General features: G+C 74.0%; 20 protein-coding genes. 13 read left to right on the top strand and 7 right to left on the bottom strand.

What is annotated here, in order from left to right:
• Window positions 1–22 precede the first annotated feature (22 nt).
• From ACIQWA_RS26460 to ACIQWA_RS26450, 3 genes are all read right to left on the bottom strand, one after another.
• Window positions 23–430: a hypothetical protein gene (locus ACIQWA_RS26460; protein ID WP_402486639.1), complete on the bottom strand. Its 408-nt coding sequence runs from the start codon at window positions 428–430 to the stop codon at window positions 23–25.
• Between the two features lie 103 nt (window positions 431–533).
• Window positions 534–1862, bottom strand: coding sequence for a hypothetical protein (locus ACIQWA_RS26455; RefSeq protein WP_402486637.1), 1329 nt, complete (start codon window positions 1860–1862; stop codon window positions 534–536).
• Window positions 1862–2179, bottom strand: coding sequence for a type VII secretion target (locus ACIQWA_RS26450; protein WP_402486634.1), 318 nt, complete (start codon window positions 2177–2179; stop codon window positions 1862–1864). Before ACIQWA_RS26450 ends, ACIQWA_RS26455 begins: the two co-directional genes overlap by 1 nt.
• A 247-nt stretch (window positions 2180–2426) precedes the next feature.
• On the opposite strand from ACIQWA_RS26450, the gene ACIQWA_RS26445 reads away from it, so the two are divergent.
• Entirely contained in the window at window positions 2427–3068 is a 642-nt protein-coding gene (locus ACIQWA_RS26445; protein WP_402486631.1) for a ClpP family protease, read from the top strand.
• 1 nt (window position 3069) lies between these two features.
• Window positions 3070–3672 carry an ATP-dependent Clp protease proteolytic subunit gene (locus ACIQWA_RS26440; protein WP_360238510.1) on the top strand — a complete coding sequence of 201 codons (603 nt, stop codon included), beginning with the start codon at window positions 3070–3072 and terminating at the stop codon, window positions 3670–3672.
• Between the two features lie 48 nt (window positions 3673–3720).
• On the opposite strand, the gene ACIQWA_RS26435 is transcribed toward ACIQWA_RS26440, so the two are convergent.
• Window positions 3721–4224, bottom strand: coding sequence for a helix-turn-helix domain-containing protein (locus ACIQWA_RS26435; RefSeq protein ID WP_402486627.1), 504 nt, complete (start codon window positions 4222–4224; stop codon window positions 3721–3723).
• Between the two features lie 55 nt (window positions 4225–4279).
• On the opposite strand from ACIQWA_RS26435, the gene ACIQWA_RS26430 reads away from it, so the two are divergent.
• Window positions 4280–4732 (top strand): alpha/beta fold hydrolase, encoded by a 453-nt coding sequence (locus ACIQWA_RS26430; protein WP_402486624.1) that lies wholly within the window; start codon window positions 4280–4282, stop codon window positions 4730–4732.
• A 33-nt stretch (window positions 4733–4765) separates the two neighbouring features.
• Here the strand turns inward: ACIQWA_RS26430 and ACIQWA_RS26425 are convergent, their stop codons facing one another.
• Window positions 4766–5470 carry a sirohydrochlorin chelatase gene (locus tag ACIQWA_RS26425; protein ID WP_402486621.1) on the bottom strand — a complete coding sequence of 235 codons (705 nt, stop codon included), beginning with the start codon at window positions 5468–5470 and terminating at the stop codon, window positions 4766–4768.
• Entirely contained in the window at window positions 5470–6657 is a 1188-nt protein-coding gene (locus ACIQWA_RS26420) for a uroporphyrinogen-III synthase (RefSeq protein WP_402486618.1), read from the bottom strand. Before ACIQWA_RS26420 ends, ACIQWA_RS26425 begins: the two co-directional genes overlap by 1 nt.
• 192 nt (window positions 6658–6849) lie before the next feature.
• Between ACIQWA_RS26420 and ACIQWA_RS26415 the strand changes: the two genes are divergently transcribed.
• The 8 genes from ACIQWA_RS26415 (at window position 6850) to ACIQWA_RS26380 (ending at window position 18270) form a co-directional block, all read left to right on the top strand.
• The gene (locus tag ACIQWA_RS26415; RefSeq protein ID WP_402486774.1) at window positions 6850–8979 is read left to right on the top strand and encodes a molybdopterin oxidoreductase family protein; all 2130 of its coding nucleotides are present in this window, start codon (window positions 6850–6852) and stop codon (window positions 8977–8979) included.
• On the top strand, window positions 8976–10289 hold the full coding sequence (locus ACIQWA_RS26410) for an NAD(P)/FAD-dependent oxidoreductase (RefSeq protein ID WP_402486615.1): 1314 nt from the start codon (window positions 8976–8978) through the stop codon (window positions 10287–10289). Before ACIQWA_RS26415 ends, ACIQWA_RS26410 begins: the two co-directional genes overlap by 4 nt.
• 13 nt (window positions 10290–10302) lie before the next feature.
• Window positions 10303–12894, top strand: coding sequence for a nitrite reductase large subunit NirB (gene nirB / locus ACIQWA_RS26405; protein ID WP_402486612.1), 2592 nt, complete (start codon window positions 10303–10305; stop codon window positions 12892–12894).
• Entirely contained in the window at window positions 12891–13250 is a 360-nt protein-coding gene (gene nirD, locus ACIQWA_RS26400) for a nitrite reductase small subunit NirD (protein ID WP_402486610.1), read from the top strand. Before nirB ends, nirD begins: the two co-directional genes overlap by 4 nt.
• Window positions 13247–14581 carry a nitrate/nitrite transporter gene (locus ACIQWA_RS26395; protein WP_402486607.1) on the top strand — a complete coding sequence of 445 codons (1335 nt, stop codon included), beginning with the start codon at window positions 13247–13249 and terminating at the stop codon, window positions 14579–14581. Before nirD ends, ACIQWA_RS26395 begins: the two co-directional genes overlap by 4 nt.
• Before the next feature lie 122 nt (window positions 14582–14703).
• Entirely contained in the window at window positions 14704–15159 is a 456-nt protein-coding gene (locus tag ACIQWA_RS26390) for a hypothetical protein (protein WP_402486604.1), read from the top strand.
• Between the two features lie 208 nt (window positions 15160–15367).
• Window positions 15368–15973, top strand: a complete 606-nt coding sequence (locus ACIQWA_RS26385) for a hypothetical protein (RefSeq protein WP_402486601.1) — start codon at window positions 15368–15370, stop codon at window positions 15971–15973.
• 299 nt (window positions 15974–16272) lie between these two features.
• Window positions 16273–18270 carry a putative Ig domain-containing protein gene (locus ACIQWA_RS26380; protein WP_402486598.1) on the top strand — a complete coding sequence of 666 codons (1998 nt, stop codon included), beginning with the start codon at window positions 16273–16275 and terminating at the stop codon, window positions 18268–18270.
• A gap of 77 nt (window positions 18271–18347) precedes the next feature.
• On the opposite strand, the gene ACIQWA_RS26375 is transcribed toward ACIQWA_RS26380, so the two are convergent.
• The gene (locus ACIQWA_RS26375) at window positions 18348–18818 is read right to left on the bottom strand and encodes a hypothetical protein (RefSeq protein ID WP_402486595.1); all 471 of its coding nucleotides are present in this window, start codon (window positions 18816–18818) and stop codon (window positions 18348–18350) included.
• 585 nt (window positions 18819–19403) lie between these two features.
• On the opposite strand from ACIQWA_RS26375, the gene ACIQWA_RS26370 reads away from it, so the two are divergent.
• Both ACIQWA_RS26370 and ACIQWA_RS26365 read left to right on the top strand, forming a co-directional pair.
• Window positions 19404–20225, top strand: coding sequence for an FAD binding domain-containing protein (locus ACIQWA_RS26370; protein WP_402486591.1), 822 nt, complete (start codon window positions 19404–19406; stop codon window positions 20223–20225).
• Window positions 20226–20369: 144 nt separating this feature from the next.
• Complete coding sequence (locus tag ACIQWA_RS26365; protein ID WP_402486588.1) at window positions 20370–23249, top strand: molybdopterin cofactor-binding domain-containing protein; 2880 nt, start codon at window positions 20370–20372, stop codon at window positions 23247–23249.
• The last annotated feature ends 45 nt before the right edge of the window (window positions 23250–23294 follow it).

The raw sequence follows: 23294 nt of genomic DNA, 5'->3' as shown, positions 1-23294 counted from the left end.
CTGCGTCGCCGTGCAGGGCCAGTCAGGCCCCCGTGGCCCGCACGTACACGTCGGCCGCGCCGTGATGCTCGGAGGGGTGGGCCACCACGAAGACCTGCCGCCCGGCCCGCCCCTCCGGCAGCAGCACCCCCTCGGCCGGCTCCTCGCCCGGCAGCGCGGCCTTGAGGTCCTCCGGCAGCCGTCCAGAAGCACCGGGCTGCGGCAGGTCGTATGTGTCGAGGAAGTCGTCGATGGTGGCGGAGTCGCCGCCACCGATCCGGTAGTGCAGGTAGGCGACAGACGTCCCGTCGGCGCTCCGGGACAGCACAGCGTCCGCCGGGACGTAGTACCGCCCCTTGCCGGGATGCTGCTCGTAGTACAGACCTGCGAGCTGCTCCGCGCGGTCGGCGTCGGTCAGAGGCGGATCGAGGCTCCGACGGAACTCGGCCACCCCCCACCAGACACACCCCAGGGTAATCAGCACGCACAACCCGAGAAGGCCGCCCAGGAGCCGACGCCTCCACGGTCGGCCATCGACACCTCCGGACGCCACATCAGAGCTTCCTGGTCCTGGCATCGCTAGCGCCCCCCATGTCGAACTCCCTGGCCAAACCGGTCCGGTGGAGGCGCTGGATGTCAGCGTCGGTCACCCGGCCCACGCCCGGCACCTCGGTGCTCTTCCCGTTGTCCCAGTTGTACCGGTCGCGGACGTTCGTCCGGTAGGTGACGGTCACCTCGGGGGGAGCACCGGGCGACGTCGGCTTGACCTCGATCTTCGCCTCCGTGTTGTAGTGGAAGGAGCCGACCGCGTAGAACCAGTCCTTGCTGCTCTCCGGTGTCGCGGACATGGGTTGCCACCCGGTCTGCTGGACGAGTGCGACGGGTTTGCCCGTGCGTCGGTACTCCGCCAGGGCTTCGGCTTCCCAACCGCCGAGGTTGCCGTCCAGGGTGGTGTTCACGCTCGCCTGGAAGCCGGGGATCTCCTTCAGCATGTCCTCGACGTTCAGATTCAGCGGCTCTCCCGTACCGGACAGGTAGTGCGCCATGTTGGCGCTGGCATTGGTGCCCCCGGTCGCGAAGGGCATGCCGGCGATCCCGGCTCCCAACGTCGCCGCCAGTTTGCGGTCTCGGTCAGTAGGGCTCTCGGTGTTGTAGTCGCCTGCGCCCCTGTCGTACGCATCCGGCGGCAGCAGCGCCCCGCCCTCGCCCCCGAAGACCTTCGACAGGTCCCGGGCAGCAGCAAGATCCTCGCCCACCACCTTTTTCGTCCAGTCGTCGAGGTGGCGGTACTTCACGGCATCGTTGATGCGGTCCAGCTCGTGCCCAGCCGTGTTGCTGACATCAGCCGCGTACTTCATGGCGGCCGTCAACAGATTGCGGATGTCTCCGGCAACCGTGGCCAGGCGGCGGGATTCGCCCCCGCTCTCCGGGTCGTTGCTCCCGGTCAACCACGCCGGGAAACCGATGTTCCCGTCATCCTTGATCGTGAGGTCGTTCGTACGGGCGAGGTCGTCCGCCTCGGCCACCCAACGGCGGGCGAGCGCCAGTCCCGTGGCGGCGTTCACCAGGGTGAGCCGCGCGGCCTCCATCTCCTGCTCGGCGATGGACATTTCGTCGAGCAGATCGGAGAGGACCCGCCGCCCCAGGACGGCGGCTTCGCCGCTCCAGCCTTCCTGGAGCGTGGAGAGCACGTCGACGACGAGATAGCGTGCGGAACCGAGGGCGCTCCCGACCTTGTCCCACTCTTCCGCTGCGCGGTTGAAGGCCTCGGGATCGCAGGACCGGATCTGGTGCAGGGTGACCGGTTTTGCGAAGCGGTGGTCATGAACGGGTTCGGCGACCTTGCGGCGGCCGTCGGGGTCCTCGGCATAGATGGACGGCATCAGTCCTTGCCCTCCAACAGGGCAGCAGCGCTCTGCAGTTGCTCCGCAACGGCGGATTCCTGCCGGTAGTAGTTGGTTGCGGTGGTTCGAAGTCCCTCGGCGAGTTTCCGCATCGCATCGGTGATCCTGCCGGTCTCCGTGGACCAGTGGCTGGTGCACGCGCCGAGGGACGAGCCGATGCTCCACTCGCCGTGGCGGGTCGCGGTCGCTGCTGACTCGCCGAAGCCGGTGTCGGCCTGGGAGACCTTGTCCGCTCCCTCGTCCACCTTGGCCGCTGCTACCGGGAGCCGCTCCGGCTCCGATATGTATCCACCCACCCCGAGTCCTCCCCAAGTCCGGTGGCGGTCTTGGTTCTCACGCTAACGAGCGGGTGGTGGGTGCCGCAGGCGAACGGGACGACTCGTGAACGTCGACGGCCCCACGGCGGTGTTCCGCAGCTGACCCGGGCCGTGGGGGCTGGCTCTGCCGTCGGCGAATCTGCGGCGGGCAGAGAGGAGGCGTCCGGGGCCGGTTCGGGGGTGAGAGTGGAGGGGACGGCAGCTCCGCCTCGACCAGGAGGACCAGATGACTCCATTCGCCACCGTGCTCGCGCCCCGCGCGGAGGACGGTGATACCCGGCCCGGCCCCTTCGACGACCACCTCGCCGCCCAACTGCTCGCCCAGCGCATCGTGTTGCTCGGCACCCAGGTCGACGACGTGTCGGCGAACCGGGTGTGCGCCCAGCTCCTGTTGCTGTCGGCGGAGGACCCGCGCAGCGACATCGGCCTGTACATCAACAGCCCCGGCGGGTCGGTGTCGGCCGGGCTGGCCGTCTACGACACCATGCGACTGATCCCCAACGACGTCTCGACGCTGGCGATGGGGTTCGCGGCGAGCATGGGGCAGTTCCTGCTCACCACGGGGGCGCGCGGCAAGCGCTTCGTGCTGCCGAACGCGCGGATCATGATGCACCAGCCGTCGGCGGGCATCGGCGGTACGACCGCGGACATCGAGATCCAGGCGGAGAACCTGCAGTACACCAAGCGCACCATCGAGCAGATCACCGCCGAGCACACCGGGCAGAGCGTGGAGACCATCGCCCGGGACAGCGACCGGGACCGCTGGTTCACGGCCGAACAGGCCAAGGAGTACGGGCTCGTGGACCGGGTGGTGGAGTCGGTCGCCGACATCCGCCCGGCCTCGTCCCGCCGACGGATGGGGTTGTGACATGGGGTCGTACACGGTTCCGTACGTGATCGAGCGGACCGCGCAGGGTGAGCGGTCCTACGACGTGTTCAGCCGGCTGCTGAACGAGCGGATCATCTTCCTCGGCACCGAGATCGACGACGGGGTCGCGAACGTGGTCATCGCGCAGCTCCTGCACCTGGAGTCGGAGAACCCGGAGCGCGAGATCTCGATCTACCTCAACTCGCCCGGGGGGTCGTTCACTTCGCTGATGGCGATCTACGACACGATGACCTTCGTGCAGGCGCCGATCTCCACGTTCTGCGTCGGGCAGGCGGCGTCGACGGCGGCGGTGCTGCTGGCCGGCGGGGATCCCGGGCGGCGGTTCGTGCTCCAGCACGCGCGGGTGCTGCTCGGCCAGCCGGCCAGCGGCGGGCAGCGCGGGACGGTCTCGGACCTCAGCCTCGCGGCCAAGGAGATGGTGCGCATCCGCGCGCAGGTGGAGGAGGTGCTGTCCCGGCACACCGGGCACGAGGTGGCGACGCTGCGAGCGGACATGGACCGGGACAAGGTGCTCAGCGCGGAGGAGGCGGTCGCGTACGGGCTGGCGGACGAGGTGCTGAGCCGGCGACTCGCGTTCAACTGAGCCCGGGCGGCGGCCGGTACTACGGGGGAGTACCGGCCGCCGGTGCGGTCAGGCCGCCATGCAGAGCCCGTCGTACTGCGCCGTGGGCGCGGTGCGGCCCTGGTTCACCCGGGCGTGGCTCACCCGGCCGTGGCCGACCCGGCTCCGGGTGTGCCGGACCAGCTCGTCCTGGGCCAGCGAGAGCAGGCCGCCGAGGCCCAGCCCCAGGGCCTTCGCGGCGGCGGCGAGCACCTCGGAGGAGGCCTCCTTGCGTCCGCGCTCCAGCTCCGACAGGTACGGCATCGAGATTCGGGCGGCTTCCGCGACGTCCTTCAACGTCCGCTCCTGGGCGATCCGTTCGCGCCGCAGTGCGTCGCCGACGAGGTCGCGCCACAGGGGCTCCTTCGGCGTGGGCCGCTGCGGGGTGTGCTCCGGCCGGGCGGCGCGGCCGGACTCGCCGCGGTTGGGCTCGCGGTGGTTGGACTCACCGTGGCTGGACTCACCGCGGCCGGGCGGCGTGGCCTGTGGGCGCAGCGGGATGACGCGGGCTTCGTTCGGCGCATGAGTGCTCACCCCTCCAGCCTAGGGATCCCGGGCGCGGGGGGAAGGGGGCGGCATTCTGCCCTGGGTGAAGCCGGGTGGAGCCGGCGGAAGCCGGGGTGCAGGGCGTGCGTCAGCCGGGGAGGACCCGGCCGAGCCGCTGCGCCCCGCGGTCGGGCGGCTGCTGGCGAACCCGGCGCTCAGCGCGCCGCGCGAGATGATCGCCCCGCTGATGCTCGCGATGCGCAGCTACAAGCCGGGCAGCCGCCCGCCGGCCCGGCCGTTCACGGACGGGGAGTTGGGGTCGATCGGGCTGCCCGTGCTGGTGCTGGTGGGCCGGCGCAGCGCGCTGCTGCGGCCGCGTCAGGTGGTGGAGCGGGTGACGGCCCTGGTCCCGGGCGTGCGGGCGGAGATCCTCGAACGGGCGGGCCACGGGCTCAACTTGGAGCAGCCCGAGGCGGTCAACGAGCGCTTGCTGGCCTTCGTCGGAGCCGCCCCGGAGCCGGTCGCGGAGCCGGCCCCGGAGCCGGTCGCGGAGTAGCCGCAGGGGCCGCCCGCGGCCGCCTCGCCGGTCTCAAGCCGCGCGTGGCAGCGCCGTCGCGGCGCGCGCCTCGTCGTAGCGGTGCAGCACCAGCCGGGCGACGGCCGGGTGGGTGCCGAGCGGGGCGGTCGTCCAGGCGGCCGCCGTGGTGGCCGCGCGGCGGGCGAAGAAGCCGGGCGAGAGCAGGTAGCCGGCCAGCGCGACCCCGGGGTGCCCGGCGGCGCGGAGCGCGGCGACGGCTTGCTGCGGCGTGGGGGCGGCGGCGGACAGGTGCGCGGGGGTGACCGGGCGGCCGAGGCGGCCGGCGAGCAGCCGGGCCATCCGCTCGGTGTCGGCGAGGGCGGCGGGGTCGGAGGAGCCGGCCCCGGCGAGGACCACGGGGGCCCCGGGCGGGGCGCCGGCCTCGGCGAGGCGGTCGGCGAGGGCCTCGGCGAGCAGCGGGTGGGGGCCGAGGGCCGGGGCGAGCCGGGTGCGGGGGAGGCGGGCGGCGGCGAGCGCCTCCGGGAGGTCGACCCGGACGTGGTAGCCGGTGCCGAGCAGCAGCGGGACCAGGACGGTCTCCGTGCCGCGCAGCCGGGACAGCGCCTCGGCGAGCGAGGGGCGGGCGAGGTCCAGGAAGCAGCAGTGGACGGTCAGTTCGGGCCGGAGCGAGCGGACCCGGCGCAGCAGGGCGCGGGTCGAGGCGGCGGCCGCCCGGTCGCGGCTGCCGTGCCCGACCGCGAGCAGCACCGGTGGCATCAGCCCGCCGCCAGCCGGTAGCCCCGCTTGGGGACGGTGCGGATCAGGCCGGCGTGCGGCCCGAGCGCGGCCCGCAGCCGGCCGACCGCCGCCTCGACGGCGTGTTCGTCGGCGGCCGCGTCCGGCCAGGCGGCGCGCAGCAGTTCGGCGCGGCTGAGCACCCGGCCGGGGCGTTCGGCCAGGGCCCGGAGCACGGCGGCGCCGCGCGGGCTGAGCCAGTGGCTCTCGCCGTCGACCAGCGCGGCGTTGCCCTGGAGGGTCAGCACCCGCCCGGCGAGGTCGATCCGACGGCTGGTGCGGCCGGGCAGCAGGTCGGCGAGCAGCCGGACCAGGGCGCCGAGCCGGCCGCGCTCGGGGTGTACGGCCGGCAGGCCGAGGTCGGTGAGCGGCCGGGCGCACAGGGTGCCGACACAGACCGGCAGCACGTCGGCGCGCAGGGCGTCCAGCAGCGGCCCGTACAGGCCCTCGGCCTCGGCGGCGGCGAGCAGCGCGGTGATCGCGGAGGCGCTGGTGAAGGTGAGCGCGTGCACCTGGCGGCGCACGGTCTGGTCGAGCAGCCGGCGCACCGCGCCCGGGTCCTCGGGCGCCGCCCAGCGGTAGACCGGGACGGAGATCACCTCGGCGCCGCGCTCGCGCAGCGCAGTCGCGAAGGCGTCCAGCCGGACGCCATGTTCCTGGACGGCGATCCGGCGCCCGGCGAGCGGGCGGGCCAGCAGCCAGGTGAGCAGTTCGCCGGTGGCCTCGGTGCCGGGGGAGTAGCCCTCGTCGAGCCCGCTGGCGCGGACCGCCCCGGTGGCCTTGGGGCCGCGGCTGAGCACCACCGCGTCCCGGCAGGCCTCGGCGAGGGCGGCGCCCCGGCCCCAGCCCTCGGCGGCGCTCATCCAGCCGCGCCAGCCGACGCCGGTGGTGGCGACCACGTAGTCGAGCGGGGCGGTGAGGCAGCGGTCGGTGGCCTCCCGCAGGGCGAGGTCGTCGGCGAGCGGCAGGATGCGCAGCACCGGGGCCTCGACCACCTGGGCGCCGCGGCGGGTGAGCAGGGCGGTGAGCTCCTCGCGGCGGCGTGCGGCGGTGACGCCGATGGTGAGGCCGGTGAGCGGGCCGGGCGGGGTCGCCTGTTCCGCCGGGCTTGCCGCTCCGGGCGGTCCTGCCGGTCCTGCCGGTCCGGGCGGGGTGGGGTTCGGTGCCATGCCGGTCAGCCTGCGCGGCACGTGTTACGGGGGCATTGCCTGCCCGTCACCCACCGGTAAGCGGAAGTGCCGCTGCGGTTACGGCAGATGTCCGGGTGTGCACCCCGGTGACCGGGCGCCGTGAGCGAGGCGTACCGCGCCCGCAACATCCGCGACCCGGACGCGAAACAGCGGGCCGCGACCGTTCTCGGCATGACGCCGACCAGCCCCGCCGCCCTCGCCGCGGCCACCGACACCCACTGCCCGTACTGCTCGCTGCAGTGCGGCATGCGGCTGGCGCCGGGCGCGGACGGGCCGCTGGAGGTGCTGGAGCGCCCGGCCTTCCCGGTGAACCGGGGCGCGCTGTGCGGAAAGGGCCGGACGGCGCCCGCGCTGCTCGCCCGGGGCGTACGGCTGGACGGTCCACTGCTGCGGGACCGGCCCGGCGCCCCGCTGCGCTCGGCGAGCTGGCCGGAGGCGCTGGACCGGGTCGCCGCCGGGCTGGCCCGGGTGCGGGCCGAGCACGGCCCGGACGCGGTGGGCGTGTTCGGCGGCGGCGGTCTGACCAACGAGAAGGCCTACCTGCTGGGCAAGTTCGCCCGGGTGGTGCTGGGCACCGCCAACATCGACTACAACGGCCGGTTCTGCATGTCCTCGGCCGCCGCCGCGCACCGCAGGGCCTTCGGCCTGGACCGCGGGCTGCCCTTCCCGCTCGCGGACCTCCCGCACACCGGCTGCCTGATCCTGGTCGGCGGCAACCCGGCCGAGACGATGCCGCCGGCCGTCCGCTACCTGCGCGAACTCCGGGAGAACGGCGGGAAGTTGATCGTCGTCGACCCGCGCCGCACCCGGACCGCCGAACTCGCCGACCTGCACCTCCAGCCGCGCCCCGGCGGGGACCTGGCGCTGGCCCTGGGCCTGCTCCACCTGGTGATCGCCGACGGCCTGCTGGACCGGGAGTTCATCGCGCGCCGGACCACCGGCTTCGAGGCGGCCCGCGCCTCGGCGATGGCCCACTGGCCGGACCGGGTGGAGCGGATCACCGGCGTCCCGGCCCGTCAACTCCACCAGGCCGCCAGGATGTTCGGTGAGGCCCGGACCGGCATCGTGCTCACCGCGCGCGGCCCCGAGCAGCAGAGCAAGGGCACCGACACCGTCGGCGCCTGGATCGACCTCTGCCTCGCCACCGGCAAGGCCGGCCGCCCGTACAGCGGCTACGGCTGCCTCACCGGCCAGGGCAACGGGCAGGGCGGGCGCGAGCACGGCCAGAAGGCCGACCAACTGCCCGGCTACCGCTCGATCGAGGACCCGGCCGCCCGGGCGCACGTCGCCGCCGTCTGGGGGGTGGACCCGGCGTCGATCCCCGGCCCCGGCAAGTCCGCCTACGAGCTGCTGGACGACCTCGGCCGGCCCGGCGGCGTCCGGGCTCTGCTGCTGGCCGGCTCCAACCCGGCGGTGTCCGCGCCGAACGCCGGGCACGTCACCGGACGGCTGCGCGCACTGGACCTGCTGGTGGTCGCCGACGTGGTGCTCTCCGAGACCGCCCGGCTCGCCGACGTCGTGCTGCCGGTCACCCAGTGGGCCGAGGAGGACGGCACCACCACCAACCTGGAGGGCCGGGTGATCCTGCGCCGCCGCGCCGTCGACCCGCCGGACGGCGTCCGCAGCGAACTGTGGCTGCTGCGCGAACTCGCCGCCCGGCTCGGCGTGCCGGCCGGCTTCCCCGCCGAGGGCTTCCCGGCCGACGCCGAGCGGGCCTTCGACGAACTGCGGCGCGCCTCGGCCGGCGGCGACGCCGACTACGCGGGCATCAGCTACGCCCGGATCGTCGCCGAGGACGGAGTCTTCTGGCCCTGCCCGGCCGAGGACCACCCCGGCACCCCGCGGCTCTTCCTGGACCGCTTCGCCACCCCGGACGGCCGGGCCCGCTTCGCCGCGGTCACCCACCGCCCGGCCGCCGAGGAACCGGACGCCGAGTACCCGCTGTACCTGACCACCGGCCGGGTGCTCGCCCAGTACCAGAGCGGCGCCCAGACCCGCCGGGTCGGGGCGCTCAACGCGGCCGCGCCCGGCCCGTACGTCGAACTGCACCCGCGGCTCGCCGAGCGGCTCGGCATCGCCGACGGCGTCCCGGTCGCGGTCACCAGCCGGCGCGGACGGGCCGTCGCCCCCGCGCGGGTCACCGACGCCATCCGCCCGGACACCGTCTTCATGCCCTTCCACTGGGCGGGCGCCGGCCGGGCCAACACCCTCACCAATCCCGCGCTCGACCCGGTCTCCCGGATGCCCGAGTTCAAGCTCTGCGCGGTGCGGGTCGAACGAGTGGAGGTGACGACGACATGACCGACCAGCGGATCGCCGGGGTCGGCGGGGACGCCGCGGGCCCCAGGGCCACCGGGGTCGGCGGCGACACGGCGGGCCCCAGGATCGCCGTGGTCGGCGGCGGCATGGCGGCGGCCCGCTTCGCCGAGCGGTACACCGCCCTCGGCGGGCCCGGCACGGTCACCGTGTACGGCGCCGAGCCGCGCGCCCCCTACAGTCGGGTGCTGCTCGCCGAGGTGCTCACCGGTCGCTACGACGCCGAGTCGATCGCCCTGCCGCTCGGCGGGGCCCGGGCCCGGACCGGCTGCGAGGTGGTCGCGCTGGACACCGCCGACCGCACCCTGCGGCTGGCCGACGGCACCGTGGAGCCCTGGGATGAACTGGTCCTCGCCACCGGCGCCAACCCGGTGCTGCCGCCGGTGCGCGGGCTGCGCCGCCCCGACGGGTACGGACTGGCCGAGGGCGTGCACACGCTGCGCACCCTGGAGGACTGCACCCGGCTCGCCGAGGAGGCCGCCGGTGCCAAGCGGGCGGTGGTGATCGGCGGCGGAGTGCTCGGGGTGAGCGCCGCCCGGGCGCTGGCCGCGCTCGGCGTGCGCACCGAAATCGTCCACCAGGCACCGCACTTGATCGATCGTCAACTGGACCCGGAGGCGGCCGTCGTGCTCCGCGACCGGCTCCGCATGTTCGGTGTCGACTGCTACCCCGGCAACCGGGCCCGGGCCGTCCACGGCGGGGAGAGGGCCGGCGCGGTGGAGCTCGCCAGCGGCTACCGCCTGGACTGCGACCTGGTCGTGCTCGCCTGCGGCACCCGCCCGCGCACCGCGCTCGCCCACGCCGCCGGACTACCCGTCGGCACCGGCGTCCTGGTCGACGACCAACTGGCCGTCGCCCCACAGGTGTCCGCGATCGGCGACTGCGCCGAACACCGCGGCACCGTCCACGGCCTGGCCGGCCCCGCCTGGGACCAGGCCGACGTCCTGGCCCGCCGCCTCTCCGGCGCCGAACCCGACGCCCGCTACCACGGCACCGGCCCGCGCGCCCGGCTCAGCACCGGCGGCCTGGAGTACGCGGCCTTCGGCACCGTCGACGAGACCCTCGACCCCGGCCTCGACGTGCTGCGGCTCACCGACGCCACCCGCGGCAGCTACAAGAAGCTCGTCCTGCGCGGCGACCGGCTGGTCGGCGCCATCCTGCTCGGCGACCTCGCCACCGTCGACGCGCTGGCCGGCGCCTTCGCCGACGGCGGCGCGCTCACCGGACACCCCCTGCACCTGCTCACCCGAGACCGCAATGACTGGAGAGGCGCAATGACTGGAGACGCGCAATGACTGGAGACGCGCGATGACCACCCCGAGCGACCGCGCCGTACGGGACCTCGTGCTGGTCGGCCACGGCATGGTCGGCCAGCGCTTCCTGGAGGCCTGGAGCGAGCAGCCCGCCGCCCGCGACTGGCGGGTCACCGTGCTCGCCGAGGAGCCCCGGCCCGCCTACGACAGGGTCCACCTCAGCTCGCTGTTCTCCGGCAGCACGCCCGAGGACCTCGCACTCTGCCCGTCCGGCTTCCTCGCCGAACACGGCTTCGACCTGCGGCTCGGCGACCCGGTCAGCGCGATCGACCGGGCGGCGCGGTTGGTCCGCACCCGCTCCGGATCCGAACTCCGGTACGACGTCCTGGTGCTGGCCACCGGCTCGGTGCCCTTCGTGCCGCCCGTCCCCGGCACCGACGCGCCCGGCTGCCACGTCTACCGCACCGTCGAGGACGTCGACGCCATCCGCGCCGGCGCCACCGGCGCCGCCACCGGCGTGGTGGTCGGCGGCGGACTGCTCGGCCTGGAGGCGGCCGGCGCCCTGCGGGCCGGCGGACTGGCCACCCACGTCGTCGAGTTCGCGCCCCGGCTGATGGCCGTCCAGGTCGACGACGGGGGCGGCGCCGCGCTGCGCCGCAAGATCGAGGAGCTGGGCGTGACCGTGCACACCAGCGCCGGCGCCAGCGGGGTGCTCGCCGGCCCGGACGGCCGGGTCCGCGGCCTCGCCCTCTCCGACGGCCGCGAACTGGCCGCCGACCTGGTGGTCTTCTCCGCCGGGGTGCGCGCCCGCGACCAGCTCGCCCGGGACTGCGGTCTGCCCGTCGGCCAGCGCGGCGGCATCGTCGTCGACGCCCGCTGCCGCACCGAGGACCCGGCCGTCCTCGCCATCGGCGAGTGCGCCCAGGCCGCCGACGGCCGGGTGTACGGGCTGGTCGCCCCCGGCTACCAGATGGCCGAGACGGCCGCCCGCACCATCGCCGAGCAGCCCGGCCAGGCCTTCACCGGCGCCGACACCTCCACCAAGCTCAAGCTGCTCGGCGTCGACGTCGCCAGCTTCGGCGACCCGCACGGCACCGCCGAGGGCGCCCTCGACGTGCTCTACAGCGACAGCCGCAGCGGCGTCTACCGCAAGCTGGTGATCGGTGCCGACGGCGCCCTGCTCGGCGGCGTCCTGGTCGGCGACACCGAGGGCTACGGCGTGCTGCGCCCGCTCGCCGTCGCCGGCAAGCCGCTCACCGTGGCCCCCGAACAGCTGGTGCTGCCCGCCGGGTTCGCCTCGGCCGGACCGCTCGCCCTGCCCGACGACGCGGTGCTCTGCTCCTGCCACAACGTCACCCAGGGCGCCGTCCGGGCCGCCGTCCGCGAACAGGGCGCCGACAGCGTCGCCGCCGTCAAGAAGTGCACCCGGGCCGGCACCGGCTGCGGCAGCTGCCTCAAGCAGCTCGGCACCGTCGTCACCGAGGAACTGGCTGCCGCCGGGGTCGCCACCGTCCAGGGCCTGTGCGAGCACTTCGCCCACAGCCGGGCCGAGTTGTACGAGATCGTCCGGGTCACCGGGCTGAACAGCTTCTCCGAGCTGCTCGCCGGGCACGGCAGCGGCGGCGAGGGCTGCGAGATCTGCAAGCCGACCGTCGCCTCCATCCTGGCCAGCCTCGGCAACGGCCACATCCTGGACGGCGAACAGGGCGCCCTCCAGGACTCCAACGACCACTTCCTCGCCAACCTCCAGCGCAACGGCTCCTATTCGGTCGTGCCCCGGGTGCCCGGCGGCGAGATCACCCCCGAGGGCCTGATCGCGATCGGCGAGATCGCCCGCGACCACGGCCTCTACACCAAGCTCACCGGCGGCCAGCGGATCGACATGTTCGGTGCCACCGTCGACGAACTCCCCGTCATCTGGCGCAAGTTGGTCGACGCCGGCTTCGAGTCCGGACACGCCTACGGCAAGTCCCTGCGCACGGTGAAGTCCTGCGTCGGCGAGGCCTGGTGCCGCTTCGGCGTCCAGGACTCCACCGCCCTCGCCATCGAACTGGAGCTCCGCTACCGGGGGTTGCGCTCCCCGCACAAGCTCAAGGCCGCCGTCTCCGGCTGCGCCCGCGAATGCGCGGAGGCGCAGAGCAAGGACTTCGGCGTCATCGCCACCTCGGCCGGCTGGAACCTCTACGTCGGCGGCAACGGCGGCACCACCCCCCGGCACGCCGACCTGCTCGCGGCCGACCTCGACCGCGAGACCCTCATCCGCACCATCGACCGCTTCCTGATGTTCTACATCCGCACCGCCGACCGCCTCGAACGCACCTCGGTCTGGCTGGAGCGCCTGGAAGGCGGACTCGACCACCTGCGGGCCGTCGTCCTGGACGACTCGCTCGGGATAGCCGCCGAACTCGACGAACTGACGACACGTCATATCAGCGGTTATCGGGACGAATGGGCCGAGACCCTGGCCGACCCCGAGCGGCTGCGGCGGTTCGCCTCCTTCGTCAACGCCCCCGGCACCCCCGACCCCGCCGTGACCTTCGTCCCCGAACGCGGCCAGATCCGACCGGCCCGCCCCGGCGAGGCCGGCCACACCCTCAACTCCCCGGTGCTCGTCGCCGGGGCCCGACTGGAGGTGCTCACCCCGTGACCGTACAGATCCACGATGGCAACCACTGGCAGACCGTCTGCGCCCTCACCGACCTCCAACCCGGCCGCGGCGTCGCCGTACTGCTCCCCGACGCCGACCAGGTCGCCCTCTTCCGCGGCCGCGACGGCGAGCTCTACGCCGTCGACAACCTCGACCCGTTCAGCGGCGCCCCCGTCCTCTCCCGCGGCCTGCTCGGCAGCCGCGGCGACCGGCCCACCCTCACCTCGCCGATGTACAAGCAGGTGTACGACCTCACCGACGGCCGCTGCCTGGACGAGGACACCGCGCCCGACGGAACCCCCGCCGTGCTGCGCCGCTGGCCGGTCCGGGTGCTCCCCGTGGAGGCCGCGGCGTGACCACCGTCCTGGAGCCCGGAACCCGTTCCCCGCTGGCCGGTTGGGACCCGGAGGACGAGGAGCTCTGGGCCCGTGGCGGCGCCCGGATCGCCCGGCGCAACCTGGTCTTCTCCGTCCTCTCCGAGCACATCGGCTTCTCGGTGTGGAGCCTGTGGTCCGTGCTGGTGCTCTTCCTCGGGCCCGAGTACCACATCGACACCGCGGGCAAGTTCACCCTCACCGCGCTGCCCACCGCGCTCGGCGCCCTGCTCCGGCTGCCCTACACCTTCGCCGTCGCCCGGTTCGGCGGCCGCACCTGGACGGTGATCAGCGCCCTGCTGCTGCTCGTGCCGACGGTCCTCGCCGCCCTGGTACTGGAACCCGGCGTCTCCTACGGCACCCTGCTCGCCGTCGCCTGCGCGGCCGGCGTCGGCGGCGGCAACTTCGCCTCCTCGATGGCCAACATCAACGCCTTCTACCCGTACCGGCTCAAGGGCTGGGCCCTCGGCATCAACGCGGGCGGCGGCAACCTCGGCGTCCCCGCCGTCCAGTTGCTCGGCCTGCTCGTGCTGGCCACCGCGGGTGCCGCCCACCCCCGGCTGCTGCCGCTGCTCTACCTGCCGCTGATCGTGCTCGCGGCGGCGGGGGCCCAGTGGAAGATGGACAACCTGCCGGTGCCGCCGAACGGCGAGGGCCGGGCGCTGCGGGAGGTCGCCCGTGACCCGTACGGCTGGGCGGTCTCCGCCCTGTACATCGGGACGTTCGGCTCCTTCATCGGCTTCGGCTTCGCCTTCGGCCAGGTGCTCCAGGTCCAGTTCCACGACCGCTTCGACACCCCCGTCAAGGCCGCCGCCCTCACCTTCCTCGGACCGCTGCTCGGCTCCCTGCTACGGCCCGTCGGCGGGCGCCTCGCCGACCGGTACGGTGGCGCCCGGGTCACGCTGGCGACCTTCGCCGCCATGGGCGCCGGCACGGCGGTCGTGCTGTTCGCCTCCCGGGCCGGCTCGCTGCCGCTGTTCCTCGGCGGGTTCGTGGCGCTCTTCGTGCTCAGCGGGATCGGCAACGGTTCCACGTACAAGATGATCCCGGCGCACTACCAGGGCGTCGCCCGGACGGCGGTCGCGACCGGTGCCGACCCGGCCGCCGCCGAGGCCGACTCCCGACGGCGGACGGCGGCGCTGATCGGCCTGGCGGGCGCGGTCGGGGCCTTCGGCGGGGTGCTGGTGAACCTGGCCTTCCGGCAGTCCTTCCTGAGCAGCCACAACGGGGACGCCGCATACCTCGGCTTCCTGGTGGCGTACCTGCTGTGCTCGGCGCTGACCTGGGCGGTGTGGCTACGGCGACGACGGTGACGCTGTGCTGCTGCCGCGCCGCCGCCGGGTCGTTCGTACGACGATCGGACGACCCGGCGCGCGGACCCGCTGACCGGCGGTTAGCGTCGGCCGAACCACGCCCCACACCCCCGGAGGTTGCAGTGCAGCGGTGGATCGTCCTGACGGTACTGACCTCGGCCCTCGTCGGCCTCGCCGCCCCGGCCCAGGCCGCCGCTCCGGTGGCGGCCCCGGCCGAGGACGCGGCTACGACCACCGTCACCCTCGGTGACGTCGTGATCGACCCGAAGATCCCCAGTCGGGCCCGGGTCGACGTCAGCTACCTGTGCTCGGTCGCCGACGAGGCCCGCTCGCTCACCGTCTCGGTCGAACAGCAGGACCCGGAGGACTCCTCCTCCAAGGCCTTCGGCTCCAGCCGCACCCCGGAGGCCGACATCGTCTGCGACGGCACCGTCCAGCATCGGCAGCTGCTCGTCCAGTCCAAGACCGTCAACTGGATCCCCGGCGCGGACGCCGTCCTCATCGCCACCGTCTCCAACATCGGCTCCACCCCGTCCGCCGCCGCCGACTCCCGCCGGGTGAAACTCGCCGTCGGCTGACCTGCGCTCCGCGCCCCGTACATGAGGTGGGGCACGGCGCATCGAGCACCTCCATGCGGGGCCCGCCGCCGTCCGGCGCCACGGACGGCGACGACCCGGGTACCCGTGGCCGAGCTCTGCTGAGTGCTGAATCCCACCCCTGAGCAGGGCTGCTCCTTCGTACCCCCATGTTCTACAGTTCTGTAGAACTACGCGAGAGGGGCACGGCATGGACAGGCCGCTTCGGCTGCCGCAGCAGGATCGGGCCGACTTCGAGACGGAGTTGGGCAGGGCGCTGGCCGCGCCTCAGGTGCGGGCGGCGTTGCAGGGGATGGGGGGTGAGGTGGACCGGTTGCGGCGGGTGGCGCGGGAGAACGCGGAGTACGTGCTGGCCGCTGCCGCGCCGGAGTACGAGCGGTATGCGGCGTTGCGGGCGGATGCCGAGGCCGTGGCGCGGTTGCCCGTGGAGGTGCCGGCGCGGGGGCGGGCTTCCGGAGGGTGGGGGGTGTTGGGGGTGATCGTGCCGATCATCGCCGTTGGCGCCGCCGTGGTGCTGTTGCTGCTCGGCTATGTGCTGGGGTTGTCCGACGATGCGGAGGGGTTGGGCCGCGCGCTGGTGGGGGCCGGGTGGGTGGCCGGGGGGATCGGGGCGGCGTGTCTGCTGTTGGGCGGCTTGGGGTTGCTGGGGGCGGCGTCGCGGTCGGCGGGGGGTGAGGAGGCCGTGGGTGGGCCGGGGGAGTTGGTGGTGGCGCGGGATGCGTGGCGGACGGCGCTGGCGGAACGCGGGTTGGTGCCGTTCCTGGTGGCGCAGGCGCATGCGGGGCGGCGGGTCTGAGGAATGCCAAGGTCCTGGCGGGGCCTGGTAAGGGGGAGTTAAAATCCGTGCCCGCCAGGGGAGTTGCCCGCGGGGTGGTCGTGGGGTGATCGGCCCTGGTGGGGTGCGGTGCGGGTCTGTTCGGCCCCGGGGGTGTCGCTGCCGGGCCCTGGGTACGGCACCTTGTGCGCGACCATCAGTGAAATATCATATGGCGCATTGCACAGCGCTCGGCCCGGAGTGAGGCCCGGTTCCCCGTCCGCCCGGACCGCGTGTGCGTCCCGCCCTCCCCCCACGTCTCGAGAGACGGAACCCGACCCGTGTTCAGATTCCGATCCCGCACGCCCAGCGGCGCCCGCAGCCCGGTCCGCGCCCCGCGGACCGCCCTGGTGGCGCTCGCCGCCGCCATGGCCGGTGCCGCGCTCAGCAGTCCGCTGTCCGCGATGGCCGACTCCCACGCGCCGCAGGCCGCCACCGTCGTCGCCCAGCCCGGCACCCCGAGGGCGGACAAGGCCGTCGCCCCGAAGAAGTCCGGCCCGCGCCGGGTCGGGGCCGCGAAGGCCGGCCCGGTGGGCACCACGACGAAGGCGCCGCAGCTGGTGGATGGTGCCGACCCGGGCACCGGCGGCAAGGACGGCGACGGCAGCGTCGCCAACGAGTACGACCTCCAGGTCACCTACAAGGGCGGCCAGGAGTCGACCGGTGTGGTGATCGGCGCGCCCAAGGTGTACCTGGTGCTGTGGGGTTCCCAGTGGGGCACCCCGTCGACGAACGCGACCGGTGACACCGTGGTGACCGGCGACCCGGACCAGGCCGCGCCCTACCAGCAGGACTTCTTCAAGGGCCTGGGCAGCCAGGGCGACGGCTGGAGCGCCGTGCTGACCCAGTACTGCGAGGGCATCGCCGCCGGCTCCGTGCAGTGCCCGGCCGGGGCCGCGCACATCCCGTACCCGCAGCAGGGCAGCGTGCTGGCGGGAGTCTGGGTGGACAACGCCGCGCCCGCGCCGCAGGCGGCGACCGAGCCGCAGCTCGGGGCGGAGGCGCTGGCCGCGGCCAAGCACTTCGGCAACCTGACCGAGGCGCAGAACCGCAACGTGCAGTACGTCATCGACTCGCCGCAGGGCACCGACCCGGACAAGTGGAAGGAGCTGGGCTACTGCGCCTGGCACGACTTCCAGCGCTCCCCGTACGGCCAGCTCGCCTACACCAACATGCCGTACCTGACGGACGTGGCCGGCTGCGGCACCAACTGGTTCGGCGAGAACACCCCGCGGGGGCGGCTGGACGGCTACGGGATCATCGGCGGCCACGAGTACGCGGAGACGGTGAGCGACCCGAACACCCCGGGCGGCTGGACGGACGCCACCGGTCAGGAGATCGGTGACAAGTGCGCCTGGATCCCGAAGGGCGCCAACGGCGGGCTGTTCTTCGAGGACCTGGCGACGGGCAGCTTCCCGTTGCAGACGCTGTGGTCCAACACCGACCACCTGTGCATGGCCTCGGACCCGATCGTGGCCTCCCCGCCGGTCTCGGTGAGCACCATGTGCGACCGTACGGACAAGGCCGGCCAGCCGCTGTCCATCCCGGCGGTGGGCGTCTCCGGCACCGGCTCGGCCCTCACCTACAGCGCGACCGGGCTGCCGCGGGGGCTGGCCATCGACCCGCACAGCGGGGTGATCGCCGGCACCGCCGCCGCGACCAACGGCTACCAGCGGATCGACGTGACGGCGACGGACGCGGCGGGCAAGGCGGCGTCCACCGGCTTCTGGGAGAACGTCAGCGCCGCCGGCGGTTCCGGCTGCGGCTCGATCGAGCAGCTCACCGACGCCGGGTTCGAGAACGGCTCGGCCGACGTCAACCACACCGTGATGACGGACGCGTGGAGCCCGTCGGGGTACAACATCATCACCCCGTCCAGCCTGCACGCGCCGCACTCCGGCTCCTGGTACGCCTGGCTGGGCCAGAACACCGGGACGGACGACTCCATCACCACCTACCTGAACACCTACCCGGGCTACGGACAGGCGAGCTTCTCCTTCTGGCTGGACGTGGAGTCGAGCAACACCTCCACCGCCGCGCCCGACACCCTGTCGCTGGTGGCGGTCGACCAGTACACCGGCCAGCCGCTCGGCACGGTGAAGACCTGGAGCAGCCGGAACCCGACCAACGGCTACCAGTACCAGTCGGTGGACCTCTCCTCGGTGATCGGCCAGGTCGGTTGGGGGACCACCATCGGTCTCAAGCTGGTCTCCCACGAGGCCGGGACGAGCCCGACCACGGCGTTCCTGGTCGACGACGCCTCGGGCCGGGAGAGCTGATCCGGCACCCGAACGTCCGCCCCGGTACCGCGTGTTGCGGTGCCGGGGCTTCGCCGCTACCACGCCGCCGTTGCCGTTCACGCCCCCGGCGGCGGCGGTCCGGCGTGGGTGCGGGCGGCGTCGACCAGCAACTGGACGGCCTCGACCGGCAGAGCCAGCCGGCGGGCGATCCAGGGGGCGGTGCGGCCGGCCCGGGCGAGCATCCAGGCGGAGTACAACTGGCCGAGCTGCGGGGCGTGTTCGGCGAGCAGCAGGGGGCGGACGGCCTCCATCGGGAAGCCCTCGAGCGCCCGGGCGCTGTACTCGCGCCCGTTGGGGCCGGGCGGGGGCAGCGGGAGCGGACGGCGGGCTTCGAGCCAGCGGCTGAACAGGACCGCGCCGACGACCAGCAGGCCGGAGCAGGAGGCGCCGATCAGGATGCCGCCGATGACGGGGCGGTCCTCCTCCTCGGCGAGGCCGAGGGCGATCTCCTCCAGGACGAGCAGCCCGAGGACGGCGGCCAGGACGGCCGCCTCACGGGGGTCCGGGAGGAGCCTGGACGTCGTCATGGGGTACCTCTTCCTCGGCGGGGGGTGCGGAGGGCGGGGGCGGGCGCGGCGGATCACCTTCCGTACAACGGTGGCGAGCAGCTCGGGGTACGCCCGGACGGCCAGGTGGTGAAGGACTGCGCACGGAGTTGACGCCGCGTCAGCAGTTCATCCCCGGAAGGGAGTTCTGCCGGAGGCGGACCCGCGGGTACGGGGCCGGGAGTGGGCCCGGGTGCGGGCGTCGCGCGGGCGGGGGCCCACCGGGGTGCGGTCCGTGTGTCTCGCCTCCTTCCGGTCGGGCGCGCCAGGGCGGTGCGGACGTCGACGGGTACAGGAGTCCACCTTCGGACCTGCCGACAGCATAGCCCGGCCATGCCGGCATCGACAGGCTTGTCGAAGTTGACAGTCGAGGTTGACAGCCGAAGTTGGCATGCGGAGCGGCCAACTCCCCTCCGGTCCACGGCCGGACGGGCCGCGCCCGGCTTGGAGGATCGACCAGCGGCGGCCCGGTCCGAATGGTGCCCGGGACCACTCGTGACGCCCGCCCGCCGACGGCTTCAATCGCCCTACCGAACGAACGGAACCGGCCGAGGACGGAGGGGCGACATGGATCTGAACACGGTGGCCGAACTGCGGGACGCCCGCCTCGGCGGCCCCTGGCGGACCGGCGACGCCTGGCTCGGCGGCGGGACGTACCTGTTCTCCGAGCCGCAGCCGCACATCCGCCGCCTGATCGACCTCGGCCGGATGGGCTGGGAGCCGCTCACCCGCACCCCGGGCGGGGGCCTGGAGATCGCCGCGACCTGCACCGTCGCCCAGCTCTCCCAGTACGGCCGCCAGGAGGCGGACTGGACGGCCGCGCCGCTGGTCGAGCAGTGCTGCCGGGCCTTCCTGGCCTCCTGGAAGGTCTGGAACGCGGCCACCGTCGGCGGCAACCTCTGCAACGGCCTGCCGGCCGGCCCGATGATCTCGCTCACCGCCGCGCTGGACGGCGTCTGCCTGCTGCGCGCCCCCTCCGGCGAGTACCGGAAGGTCCCGGTGGCGGAGTTCGTCACCGGCGCCGGCCGCAAGGACCTGCGGACCGGCGAACTGCTGCGCTCGATCACCCTGCCGGCCCGCGCGCTGGCGAGCCGTACGGCCTTCCGCCAGGCCTCGCTGTACGGGCTGGGCCGCTCCGCCGCACTGCTGGTCGGCACCCTGGACCCGGTGGACGGTTCGCTGACCCTCACCGTCACCGCCTCCACCGTCCGCCCGTTCCGGTTCTGGTTCCCGCCCGCACCCAGTGCGGCGGCCGTCGAGGAGGCGATCCGGGACGGCATCCGGCCGGAGGACTACTTCGACGACATCCACGGGCTGCCCGCCTGGCGGCGGCACCTGACCTTCCACTTCGCCGAGCAGATCCGGCGCGAGCTGGGTGCCCCGAGCTGAGCCCCGCAGCCCCGGCCGTGGCCCCCGTCCCCCGCCCCCCAGCCCTGGCCCCCGCCCCCCAGCCCTGGCCCCCGGCCCCCGGCCCCCGGCCCCGTACTGAGCTTCCGGACCGAGCTTCCAGACCCCCACCCAGGAGGCAGCGCGATGAGCTTCGCGATGCACGTCAACGGCCGCCCCACCGGGGTCGAGCCGCGCCCCGGCCAGTGCCTGCGCACCTACCTGCGTGAGCGCGGCTGGTTCGGCGTGAAGAAGGGCTGCGACGCGGGCGACTGCGGCGCCTGCACCGTGCAGGTCGACGGCGACCCGGTGCACAGCTGCCTCTACCCGGCGGCCCGGGCCGAGGGCCGGTCCGTCACCACGGTGGAGGGCCTGGCCGGACCGGACGGCGAACTGCACCCGATGCAGCAGCGGTTCCTGGACGCCCAGGGCTTCCAGTGCGGCTTCTGCACGGCCGGCTTCCTGATGACCACCAGCGCCCTGGACGACGAACAACTCACCGACCTGCCACGCTCGTTGAAGGGCAACCTGTGCCGCTGCACGGGCTACCGGGCGATCGAGGACGCGATCAACGGCGTCCGCCACACCGAGGAGCCCGACCCCGGCCACGCCGTCGGCCGCAACCTCGGCGCCCCGGCCGGCCCGCAGGTGGTCACCGGCACCGCCCGCTACACCTTCGACGTCGAGGTGCCCGGCCTGCTGCACATGAAGCTGCTGCGCTCCCCGCACCCGCACGCCCGGATCCTCGCCATCGACACGGCGGCCGCCCTGCGCGTGCCCGGCGTGCACCTCGTGCTCACCCACCACGACGCGCCCGAGCGGCTCTACTCCTCGGCCCGGCACGAGCACCCGACCGAGGACCCGGACGACACCCGGGTGCTGGACGACGTGGTGCGCTTCGTCGGCCAGCGGGTGGCCGCCGTGGTCGCGGACAGCGAGGCGGCCGCCGAGGAGGGCTGCCGCCGGATCGTCGTCGAGTACCAGCAACTCCCGTACGTGCTCGACCCGGAGGAGGCGATGGCGCCCGGCGCGCCGGTGCTGCACCCCAAGGGGCCGGAGTCCCGGATCGCCCGCCCGGAGAACAACGTCTGCGGCGAGGCCCACGGCGAACTCGGCAGCGTGGAACAGGGGTTCGCCGAGGCGGACGTGGTGTACGAGGAGACCTTCCGGACCCAGCGGGTCCAGCACGCCAGCCTGGAGACCCACGGCTGCGTCGTGACCTTCGAGCCGGCCGGGCAAGCCGGGCAAGCCGGGCAACCCGGGGAAGCCGGGCAACCCGGGGAAGCCGGGCAACCCGGGGAAGCCCGGCAACCCGGGCAAGCCGGGGAAGCAGGCGAGGGCGGCGGGGAAGGTGCGGGGGAGGAGCGGATCGTGGTCCGGTCCTCCACCCAGGTGCCCTTCCTCACCCGGCGCGCCCTGTGTGCCCTGTACGACCTGCCGATGGAGAAGGTCCGGGTGGTGGCCGGCCGGGTCGGCGGAGGCTTCGGCGGCAAGCAGGAGATGCTCACCGAGGACATCGCGGTGCTCGCGGCGATGCGGCTGCACCGGCCGGTGAAGCTGGAGTTCACCCGCGCCGAGCAGTTCCACGGCGCCACCACCCGGCACCCGTTCCTGATCACCGTCAAGCTCGGCGCCAAGCGGGACGGCACCCTGACGGCGATCCGGTTCCGGGTGGTGTCCAACACCGGCGCGTACGGCAACCACGGTCCGGCGGTGATGTTCCACAGCGTCGGTGAGTCGATGGGCGTCTACCGGGCGCCGAACAAGAAGGTGGAGGCGTACTCCGTCTACACCAACGGCGTGCCGGCCGGGGCCTTCCGCGGCTACGGCCTCGGGCAGGTCACCTTCGCCGTGGAGTCCGCGATGGACGAGCTCGCCCGGCGCCTCGGCATCGACCCGCTCGTCCTGCGCGAGAAGAACATCATCGGCCCCGGCGAGCACATGGAGGGCCCGCTCGGCGAGGAGGAGGACCTCCACATCGCCAGCTACGGCCTCGACCAGTGCCTCGGCGTCGTCCGGGAGGCCCTCGCGAACGACACCAGCGCCGAACTCGCCCCCGAGGGCTGGCTGGTGGGCCAGGGCTTCGCGATGGCGGCCATCGCCTGCGGCCCGCCCGGCGGGCACATCGCCGACGCCACGGTGCGGCTGCTGGAGGACGGCGGGTACGACATCGCCGTGGGCACCGCCGAGTTCGGCAACGGCACCACCACCGTGCACCGGCAGATCGCCGCCGGGGCCCTGGGCACCACCGTGGACCGGATCACCGTCCGGCAGTCCGACACCGACGTGGTCCGGCACGACACCGGCGCCTTCGGCTCGGCCGGCACGGTGGTCGCTGGCAAGGCGGTGATGCAGGCCGCCAACGCCCTCGCCGAGCGCCTCCTCACCTTCACCGCCGAGTACGCCCGCACCCCGCGCAGCCTGCTGCGGCTCGGCGCCGACGCGGTCGAGTGCGACGGGCGGACGATCACCCTCAAGGAGGTCTTCGAGGCCGCCCGGGGCAAGGGCGTCGAGCTCGCCGCCGACGGCCACTTCGGCGGCTCGCCGCGCTCCATCGCCTTCAACTCGCAGTGGTTCCGGATCGCCGTCGACCCGGACACCGGGGAGATCCGGATCCTGCGCAGCGTGCACGGCGCCGACGCCGGGCGGGTGATGAACCCGATGCAGTGCCGCGGCCAGGTCGAGGGCGGGGTCGCCCAGGCGCTCGGCGCGACCCTGTTCGAACGGGTGCTGCTGGACGAGCACGGCGAGGTCACCACCGCGGCCTTCCGCCGCTACCGGCTCCCGGCGTACGCCGACGTGCCGCGCACCGAGGTGCACTTCAGCACCACCTCGGACGCGATCGGCCCGCTCGGCGCCAAGTCGATGAGCGAGAGCCCGTTCAACCCGGTCGCCCCGGCCTTCGCCAACGCGCTGCGCGACGCCACCGGCATCCGCTTCACCGACCCGCCGTTCCTGCGTGACCAGGTCTGGCAGGCGCTGGCCGAGCGGCGGGGGGCCACTACTGCGAGTGACGGGGCCGAGTGACGGGGGCGCGTTCCCCGCCCGGTGGTCCACAGTGGTGGGGGAGGC

This window comes from Kitasatospora sp. NPDC098652 (genome assembly GCF_044760155.1).
Classification (GTDB): domain Bacteria; phylum Actinomycetota; class Actinomycetes; order Streptomycetales; family Streptomycetaceae; genus Kitasatospora.
Note: the sequence above shows the minus strand (reverse complement) of the source record. Positions and strands in the feature narration are given on the sequence as shown.

What these genes read in the sequence shown, in the direction of transcription:
- ACIQWA_RS26455 (WP_402486637.1), bottom strand. Translation starts at nt 1,862, where the DNA reads ATGCCGTCCATCTATGCCGAGGACCCCGACGGCCGCCGCAAGGTCGCC.
- ACIQWA_RS26445 (WP_402486631.1), top strand. Translation starts at nt 2,427, where the DNA reads ATGACTCCATTCGCCACCGTGCTCGCGCCCCGCGCGGAGGACGGTGAT.
- ACIQWA_RS26440 (WP_360238510.1), top strand. Translation starts at nt 3,070, where the DNA reads ATGGGGTCGTACACGGTTCCGTACGTGATCGAGCGGACCGCGCAGGGT.
- ACIQWA_RS26425 (WP_402486621.1), bottom strand. Translation starts at nt 5,470, where the DNA reads ATGCCACCGGTGCTGCTCGCGGTCGGGCACGGCAGCCGCGACCGGGCG.
- ACIQWA_RS26420 (WP_402486618.1), bottom strand. Translation starts at nt 6,657, where the DNA reads ATGGCACCGAACCCCACCCCGCCCGGACCGGCAGGACCGGCAGGACCG.
- ACIQWA_RS26415 (WP_402486774.1), top strand. Translation starts at nt 6,850, where the DNA reads ATGACGCCGACCAGCCCCGCCGCCCTCGCCGCGGCCACCGACACCCAC.
- ACIQWA_RS26410 (WP_402486615.1), top strand. Translation starts at nt 8,976, where the DNA reads ATGACCGACCAGCGGATCGCCGGGGTCGGCGGGGACGCCGCGGGCCCC.
- nirB (WP_402486612.1), top strand. Translation starts at nt 10,303, where the DNA reads ATGACCACCCCGAGCGACCGCGCCGTACGGGACCTCGTGCTGGTCGGC.
- ACIQWA_RS26385 (WP_402486601.1), top strand. Translation starts at nt 15,368, where the DNA reads ATGGACAGGCCGCTTCGGCTGCCGCAGCAGGATCGGGCCGACTTCGAG.
- ACIQWA_RS26375 (WP_402486595.1), bottom strand. Translation starts at nt 18,818, where the DNA reads ATGACGACGTCCAGGCTCCTCCCGGACCCCCGTGAGGCGGCCGTCCTG.
- ACIQWA_RS26370 (WP_402486591.1), top strand. Translation starts at nt 19,404, where the DNA reads ATGGATCTGAACACGGTGGCCGAACTGCGGGACGCCCGCCTCGGCGGC.
- ACIQWA_RS26365 (WP_402486588.1), top strand. Translation starts at nt 20,370, where the DNA reads ATGAGCTTCGCGATGCACGTCAACGGCCGCCCCACCGGGGTCGAGCCG.